The sequence below is a fragment of the Mesorhizobium sp. M1A.F.Ca.IN.020.06.1.1 genome, assembly GCF_004023265.1.
Taxonomy (GTDB): Bacteria; Pseudomonadota; Alphaproteobacteria; order Rhizobiales; family Rhizobiaceae; genus Mesorhizobium.
Genome location: NZ_RZSR01000227.1, coordinates 1 through 7187, shown reverse-complemented (window position 1 = coordinate 7187; position 7187 = coordinate 1). Strand labels below are relative to the sequence as shown.

Below are 7187 nucleotides of genomic sequence, written 5' to 3'. Positions count from 1 at the left end.
GCGTTAGAGCATTTCCAGAAAAAGCAATCTCAGTTCTTCGCCGTCAGCATCGCCGGAATGTTGACCTTGGCTGGCAGCACGATGTCCTCGGCGACGCTGCCGGTGGTCTCGCCAGACGTCTGCGCTGCCTTCGCAGCGGGCGCGGCCGTCTTTTCCGACTGCTGGTCATCAAGCATGGCGGCGGCGATCTTGGCTGTCTCCTTGGCGCGCACGGTGATGGTGTGCATGGCCGATTTGCCGGTCTCGCAAACATCCGGCTTGCGCTCGCAGATGCCGGCGATGTCGCCGACCGCCTCGCGCGCCGCAAACAGCGCCTGGATCGGCCCGACTGCCTCGCGGCCATCCTCGTCGGGGCCGACGCTGAGCGGCAGCGCCAAGAGCACCAGCGAAAACCAGAAAGCCATCCTGATCAGAAAGCCCATCTCGATGCCTCGTCGTGATCGGATCATGCATCCATCGGCATGACCTCTTTTTATGGACATGACAATGGCACGAAGGCGCGAAGCGTGGCTTGCGCCGAAGCCGCGAATTTTCTTCAAATTTTAGATGAATTGGAAAGGATTGGTTTTCGCTATTGATCTAACTCAAATCTGATCCACTGTATTAACTTTGAAATAGCCATCTATGCGGCTGTTTCAAAAGAAAAATTCTGGAAAGGGCGAGCATCGGCACTGGGTTTTCAGGAAGCCAGGCGAGCCGCGCTGTGGCTAACGCTCCATTTACCATGGCGGCAGATCGACGGGCTTTGGGGTGTCGGCGTCCCGATATTTGCCGCGGGCAGGGCGCTCGCCTTCCCTGCCTTATCCATTCCTTAAACGCTGGATGCGACTTTCAATCCAATCAAGAGTCACCTGCAGAAGCAGGGCAATTCACGACCGGGTCCGAGTGCGTTGAGTTCGATTACGGCCAGATACGTTCCTCTGCCTGGCGCGGTTGCCGCCGGCTGCGAACGCATGGTTCATCCGACCGTCACGGAGGAGGCTGAGCGCCAGCGCCAGCGCCGCTTCATCGGCGTCATGCTCGCCACTCCCTTCCTCGCCGCGGGTGCGGCGGTGACGCTGGTCACCTCAAGCCTGGGCGCCGCCGTTACCGTGGCTGCGATCTTCGGCGCTTTCGGTCTGTGCTGGTTCGCAGCGCTTCTGGTTGCCGCCACCGGACGCATGACGCTCGCCGGCCGTGCCTCGGTGGCGACGGGCGGCCTCGCGCTTGCTGGCGCAATTGCCGCGGCGGGTGGTCTGGCGTCGCCAGTCGCGCTGCTTGCCGTGGCTTTGCCGGTCGAGTCTTGCTGGATCGCCGGGTCGCGCCGCGCAGCAATTTCGGGCGCGCTGGCGGCATTCGGCGCCATCCTGCTGCAGCCTTTCGCAAACCAGTTCCTGCCGCTCGGCGAGTCCGCGATCGCCGGTTGGCACTGGCTGCTGCCGCTTGCCTGGGCGCTTACGCTCCTGCCGCGCGCGGCGGCCTTCGCCAATCCCGCCGACGCGCGTCAGGCTGAGCCTGCGGTGGACCGTCTCGAAGAGACGATCGATGCCGTCGTGCTGCGCGTCTGCCGCCAGGGCGAGGTGCTCGACGCTTCGGCCAAGGCGCGTTCCATTCTGAAGTTGGCGCCGGAGCTCCTGCTCGGCGCGGGCTTGTTCGAGCGCGTCCATCTTTCCGATCGCGTCGCCTATCTCACCGCGCTCGCGGACATGCGCGAGGGCGCGCCGAAGCGCCGGCTCGACCTGCGCATCCGCTTGCCGCGCGACGGTGGCGGCTCGGCCGACAATTTCCGCCCGTTCCGCCTTGAATTGCTGCGCGGCGCGCGAGAGCAGGACATCTTCACCTTCGTCCTTCGTGAGAATGACGAGATCGCCGCGCTCCGCGAAGAGCTTGCCACGGCGAGGGAGGCTGCGGCTGCCGCCGAAGTGGCCAAGGGGCGTTTCCTGGCGGTGGTCAGCCACGAGCTGCGCACGCCGCTCAATGCCATCATCGGCTTCTCCGACATGCTGCTGCACGAGATGTTCGGCGCCTTCCGCGATCCGCGCCAGAAGGAATATGTCGCCCTGGTCAGGGAGTCCGGCCAGCATCTTTTGTCCGTCGTCACCTCGATCCTCGATGTCTCGCGCATAGAGGCAGGCGCCTATGCCACCGAGCTCGAGCCGTTCCGCTTCGCCGATGCCGCCGACATGTGCCGCTCGATGATGCGGCCCCTGGCGGAGGCCAAGAGCATCGCGCTTGGCGCGCAGATCGCGCCTGACGCCGGCGAGATCAATGCCGATCGCCGCGCCGTGCAGCAGATCCTGATCAATCTCGTTTCGAACGCCGTGAAGTTCACGCCTGATGGCGGCAGCGTGGTGATCGGCGCCAAGCGGGTCGGCTCGCGGCTGCATTTCTGGGTGAGTGACACCGGCATCGGCATCGCCGACGAGGATATGGCCAACCTCGGCAAGCCGTTCATGCAGATCCAGAACGACTATACGCGCCGCTTCGAGGGAACCGGGCTCGGCCTGTCGCTGGTCAAGGGGCTGGTGGCGCTGCATGAGGGCACGATGTCGATCGAGAGCGCCCCGGGCGAAGGCACGACGGTGACGATCAGCCTGCCGGTGAACGGACCGAAGCGGCGCTCGGGCGCGCCGGCCGACGTGCTGCCGGTGCCGATTGCAAAGCCGAAGGGGGATGCAAATGGGGACAGCAATGGCTCGCTCCGCAAGACGGCCTAAAGTGGTCGAACCCGAGCGCGGGTTGCTTGCCGAGAGCGCTGGGGCGCTCGGCCAGATGATCTCGCGCAATCCGGTTCTGGTCGGCGGCTCGACCGCCTTCCTGGTGACGCTCTTCTACGTTTCGGCCAACGCGCTCTGGTACCAGCCTTTTCCGCACACGGGCGCCTTCTTCGCCACCAGGAGCATCGAGAATTTCCCGCATGCCGTCTCGGATGAGCCGGAGACCACCATCAACATCGTGCGGCAGGCGCAGCCCGCTCCCAAGCCCGATCCGGTCGTCCAGCAGGTGCAGGGCATATTGAAGGACCTCAATTTCTACGACGGCACCGTCGACGGCCTCACGGGCCCAGCCACGCGCAAGGCCATCCAGGCCTATCAGCTCAAGGTCGGGCTGCCCGCCTCCGGCGATGTCGACGGCGCGCTGCTCGATCAGCTTGGCGCCAGGCAAACGACTGCGGCCATTCCGCATCCGGCCCCGAGACCGGCCGATAGGGCGACGGCCCAGGCCGCCGGACCAGCGGCCATTCCGGTCGCCGCCCAGGCCAGCGGCGCAACGCAGGCGCCCGACGCCCGCATCGTCAAGATCCAGGCTGGCCTGAAGGCCTTCGGCAATGACGATATGCAGCTCGACGGCGTCGTAGGCGCCCGCACCAAGTCTGCGATCAAGGAATTCCAGGCGCTGTTCGGCCTGCCCGAGACCGGCGAGCCGGACGAAGTGGTCTATGCCAAGATGCGCGAGATCGGCCTGACAAACTGAGGGCTGCCGGCTTTTCGGTTCCATTGCCGATGCTGTAAGGAACCGCGCATGCCATCCGGAACCCTGCCATGCGCGTGACTACCGATCTGTGGGTATCGGCCCTTCTGCGCCGTGTCTTCACCGCCGGCGGTTTTGCTGCCGTGGTCAAGCGCGGCGCGACCGAGGCCGGCGCCGTCTTCGTGTTGTCGCGCGACCGGCTCGGCGAAGTGGCTCTGTACGGACCGGCGCCGCAAACGAGCTACGATTCGGCCAAGCCCGACGAGCGCTTCTTCACCTTGCTCGATTCTGGCGACGATAGCTCGGCATTCGATGCAAGGCTGGAAAAGGAAAAGAGATTCGATCCCGACATCTGGGTGGTCGAGATCGAGGCCGGCTCCGTTCCGGTCGAGGAGCTTGTTTCCGTGAAGGCGGAATAGAGGCGGCGGCCCAGGGTCGCGTCCAGCCACGGAAAACCGCTGAGCACCTTCCCTGGAATTGGTTCAGGACGCTTTGCGGCCGGCGGCCTTGTCATCGCTGTTCGATGCGTGGCGCCCTGTCTCGATGGCATTGCCGCGGATCGCCCGAGACAGCGTTTCGGCTTTCCAGGCCCGCACCTTGTCGAGCGCTGCCTCGCGATGCAGCAGCCGATAGCGGTCGAGGAACAGACGGATTGCCTGGGGATGCGGAAACTCGCCGGGATGGACCGCGACCGCGATCAGGAAGGCCCTGTCTTCGCTTAGGTCGAGCGCCTTGAGCGCCGCAAGCAGCGCTGCGTAGCCCGATTGCTCTGTGATCGAGCGGGCTGTGGCAAAATCGATGTCGAGCGCATCGGCAAGCGCTGTCTGGAAGAAAGCAAGGTTGCCCGTCAGCGCCGTCTCGCGCAGCTTCAGATAAGTCGGCTGTCCGAGGAACAGGTTGACAGCGGCACTTTCGCCGGCGGGCCGCATCATCGAGCGCAGGCGTCGCCGCGCGTTTTCCTCAGGCACGCCGGGATCCGGGCGGTTGTCTTCTGTTGCGGAAGCGGCCGGTTTCACCGGCGCGATCTTCGTGACCGTCTCCGGCGGCCGCGTGTTGACCAGCGTCGGCTTCTCCAGCGCGCGGATCAGGTGGGCGATGGTTGCGTTGAGTTCCTTGCGGCGAGCGATTGCGCGCGCGTGCGGCAGGCCATGGCGGCCGATCAGCGCGATGAGGTCGATGTCGCTCAGCGCGTTCGAGCGGGTAAGCAGCGGCGCCGCGATCTCGACCGGCTCCTCGGCCAGCCGCCGCACCAACGCGGCCGGCGCATATTCGCATTCGGAAAGGGCGGCGGCGACATAGCGGCGCGATTCGACCGACACTTCGTCGAACAGCGGCAGCGTCAGATCCTCGAGTTGGGCGATTTCGCGCCGCGACGGGCGCGTCAGCGAGCAGAAGGCCGACACGGCGGCGCGGAACAGCCTTTCGGCTTTTCCCGCTTCGGTCCGGATAGCGATGTGCCTGAAATCCGAAGAAGACACGGAGGATACGCCCGATACTCGACACAGACCCGGCCCCGCGCCTCCGGCCGGGCCGGTTTCGCGTCTCCAAGGAACAAACATCAAATTAGCCGCGATCCGTTAGCGCTCCGTTAACCCTCTGCCCGCCTTAATCGACTTTGGAGGCGTTGCGTTGTGCTCCGGTCAAACCGAGAGGAATACGCGAACCATGGGCATGGTCTTGTCTTTCGTGCCGCGAGCGGCACCCGTCAATCGAGTAACCCACGACACCGACACGGCAGCGGCTGTCATCATCTTCCCCGGCGTCCGCTATGAGCCACAGCCGCAGGTCGGCGGGGCGCGTCCGGACGGCCCGGACAAGCCTGTGTCGCCACGGCCACTAGTGCCGCATCACTGAGCTGACTCTTCAGTATTCCTGCAGCTCGCAGGCACTCTGTTCGAGAAAGCGCGACACGATCGGCTTCCAGCTATCGTCCGGCACGAAGGCGCGGACGACAAAGATTCCCTCGTCGATCGGCGCCTCGACAAAGATCGCGCCCTGCAAGTCCTCGGGAAGATCGCGCCGCACGTCGATCATCTGCGCCGGTGTCAGCACCACGGCATCGAGCTTCTCGCTGTTCGCATTGTGGTCGTTGAAGGAATAGATGTTGTGGCCGCTGCGGTCATAGACCGAAGCCGACCAGAACGGCACGTTGCCGGGCGCCCGGATCCGCACCAGCCCGTCGGCGAGATTGAAGCGGCAGGCGGCCGCGTAGAACATGGGGTCGACCGACTTCACCACAGGTGCACCGCCGGCCTCCGCGTCCAGGCGCGTCATCTTGTAGAGGTCGGAGGCCATTGCCAGCCGCGACCAGGCATCGCGCTCGGAAAATTCCGGCACCAAAAACAGCACCGCGATATGCACGATGCCGGCGCCGAGCAGACCGAGGACCAGGGCGTGCAGCAGGCTACGCATGGCAGCCCGCCTTCAAAATGCGCGGCAGCGTCACGTCGGAAAGCCCGGTGCTGCTCGCGATCGGCGTGTCGTAGAAGGTCAGCACGAAATACATCTTGCCGAAGCCGGCCGTCAGCAGCCAGTTGCCCGGGGCAGGGCGGTCGCCAACGGAGATGACGACCGAATTGTCGGGCCGGCGCAGCACTTCGTAGGATTGCAGGGCCGCCTGTCTCGCCTTGCCGGTGTCGATGACGCCGAGCGACTGGTCGGCGGCATAAAGCGTCCAGAACCGGGCCGTCGGGTAGCCGCCTTCGATCGAATAGGCGCATTCCCGCTTCAGCGGCTGGCCGGCTGCGTCGCGCTCGGCGACGAAGGACAACCCCTCCGCCCGGCCGAGCGCCAGCACGCCCTCACGCGCCACGCGCGCCTTGGAGTAGGGGTCGGAGCCTTCCGTGCCGATTTCAGGAGAAGCTGTCCATTGGCCGATGCGGATCGCGCCGACGCCGTCCTGCGCGTTGAGCGCGTACCAGACGCTGCCGCCGCCAAGGCCGATGGCCATGGCAAGCGAAAGCAGCGTGAGGGAGACGGTCTTGAGCATGGAAGGCCGGAACTGAGGAGGTTGCCCGGGATATCGCGGCGCGGGGCCTCGTGGCAAGCCGGCTTGCCTTGGGCATGGCGATATTCAGGTGGTTGCGGCCTGCAGTAGTATGACGTTCCCATGTCGGCGACCGGCCTGTCATGGACAAGTCCGCACCGCGCCCCTTCTGATTCTCGGCGGCGCTGCACGTAGCCATCCAATCACTGACTTGTCAGGCGCCGATCCGATGCCCGTGCTTGAAGCCGCCGCCATTTCGTTCCACATCGGTCGGGATGAAGGGCGAGACCGGAGAGCGGCGTCGGAATTTGGCGTGGGCTTTGCCCGCATCGCTGATGCTGCATGCGCTGATCGCAGCGTTTCTGGTCTATACCTTGCCCAAGCCCGCCCAACAGCCGGATCAGGAACAGCCGGTCAATGTCGCGCTTGTGCCTCCGCCCGAGCAACCTAAGCCGAAGCCTCCGCCCGCACCGCAGCCGAAGCAACTCAAGGCCGAGAAGCCCCCGGAACCGAAAGCCGAAAAACCGCCCGAGCAAAAAGTGGAAAAGCCTCCAGTGCCGGAAAAGCAGCCGCCGAAGCCACCGCCGATCGCGGTGCTAAAGCCCGTTTTCCAGTATGGCAACAAGGACACCGGCCCCAGGAAATCCCTGGATGGAGCCGGCAACCGGGACAACACGCCGTCGCCGGCCAAGGATAGCGATAGCAAGCCGCCCGCCGTGGCGAAGCCTGCACAGAAGCAATCTGCCGCGCC

The 7187-nt window shown here is 65.0% G+C and carries 8 protein-coding genes and 1 pseudogene; 5 read left to right on the top strand and 4 right to left on the bottom strand.

The features are described from left to right. Positions 1 to 29 precede the first annotated feature (29 nt). The gene (locus tag EOA60_RS12610) at positions 30 to 422 is read right to left on the bottom strand and encodes a DUF5330 domain-containing protein (protein ID WP_127246610.1); all 393 of its coding nucleotides are present in this window, start codon (positions 420 to 422) and stop codon (positions 30 to 32) included. A 531-nt stretch (positions 423 to 953) separates the two neighbouring features. Between EOA60_RS12610 and EOA60_RS12605 the strand changes: the two genes are divergently transcribed. From EOA60_RS12605 to EOA60_RS12595, 3 genes are all read left to right on the top strand, one after another. After that, a complete protein-coding gene (locus EOA60_RS12605) occupies positions 954 to 2696 on the top strand; it encodes a PAS domain-containing sensor histidine kinase (protein ID WP_095823725.1) in 1743 nt (580 codons plus the stop codon). Next, positions 2671 to 3453, top strand: coding sequence for a peptidoglycan-binding protein (locus tag EOA60_RS12600; protein ID WP_067320921.1), 783 nt, complete (start codon positions 2671 to 2673; stop codon positions 3451 to 3453). Before EOA60_RS12605 ends, EOA60_RS12600 begins: the two co-directional genes overlap by 26 nt. A gap of 68 nt (positions 3454 to 3521) precedes the next feature. Beyond that, positions 3522 to 3869 (top strand): DUF1491 family protein, encoded by a 348-nt coding sequence (locus tag EOA60_RS12595; RefSeq protein ID WP_067320924.1) that lies wholly within the window; start codon positions 3522 to 3524, stop codon positions 3867 to 3869. Positions 3870 to 3932: 63 nt separating this feature from the next. Here the strand turns inward: EOA60_RS12595 and EOA60_RS12590 are convergent, their stop codons facing one another. After that, the gene (locus EOA60_RS12590; protein WP_095823724.1) at positions 3933 to 4928 is read right to left on the bottom strand and encodes a DUF2336 domain-containing protein; all 996 of its coding nucleotides are present in this window, start codon (positions 4926 to 4928) and stop codon (positions 3933 to 3935) included. Between the two features lie 187 nt (positions 4929 to 5115). Here EOA60_RS12590 and EOA60_RS12585 point away from each other — a divergent pair, with 187 nt between their 5' ends. Continuing rightward, positions 5116 to 5304: a hypothetical protein gene (locus EOA60_RS12585; RefSeq protein ID WP_095823723.1), complete on the top strand. Its 189-nt coding sequence runs from the start codon at positions 5116 to 5118 to the stop codon at positions 5302 to 5304. Between the two features lie 9 nt (positions 5305 to 5313). Here the strand turns inward: EOA60_RS12585 and EOA60_RS12580 are convergent, their stop codons facing one another. Beyond that, positions 5314 to 5862, bottom strand: coding sequence for a DUF1254 domain-containing protein (locus tag EOA60_RS12580; RefSeq protein WP_095823722.1), 549 nt, complete (start codon positions 5860 to 5862; stop codon positions 5314 to 5316). Then, positions 5855 to 6439, bottom strand: coding sequence for a DUF1214 domain-containing protein (locus EOA60_RS12575; protein ID WP_128311422.1), 585 nt, complete (start codon positions 6437 to 6439; stop codon positions 5855 to 5857). Before EOA60_RS12575 ends, EOA60_RS12580 begins: the two co-directional genes overlap by 8 nt. 272 nt (positions 6440 to 6711) lie before the next feature. On the opposite strand from EOA60_RS12575, the pseudogene EOA60_RS38230 reads away from it, so the two are divergent. Then, a pseudogene (locus EOA60_RS38230) lies at positions 6712 to 7187 on the top strand (hypothetical protein); the annotation flags it as partial.

Excerpts from the sequence above, each read along its gene's own strand:
- EOA60_RS12610 (WP_127246610.1), bottom strand. The coding sequence starts at position 422 with ATGGGCTTTCTGATCAGGATGGCTTTCTGGTTTTCGCTGGTGCTCTTG.
- EOA60_RS12605 (WP_095823725.1), top strand. The coding sequence starts at position 954 with ATGGTTCATCCGACCGTCACGGAGGAGGCTGAGCGCCAGCGCCAGCGC.
- EOA60_RS12600 (WP_067320921.1), top strand. The coding sequence starts at position 2,671 with ATGGCTCGCTCCGCAAGACGGCCTAAAGTGGTCGAACCCGAGCGCGGG.
- EOA60_RS12595 (WP_067320924.1), top strand. The coding sequence starts at position 3,522 with ATGCGCGTGACTACCGATCTGTGGGTATCGGCCCTTCTGCGCCGTGTC.
- EOA60_RS12585 (WP_095823723.1), top strand. The coding sequence starts at position 5,116 with ATGGGCATGGTCTTGTCTTTCGTGCCGCGAGCGGCACCCGTCAATCGA.
- EOA60_RS12580 (WP_095823722.1), bottom strand. The coding sequence starts at position 5,862 with ATGCGTAGCCTGCTGCACGCCCTGGTCCTCGGTCTGCTCGGCGCCGGC.
- EOA60_RS12575 (WP_128311422.1), bottom strand. The coding sequence starts at position 6,439 with ATGCTCAAGACCGTCTCCCTCACGCTGCTTTCGCTTGCCATGGCCATC.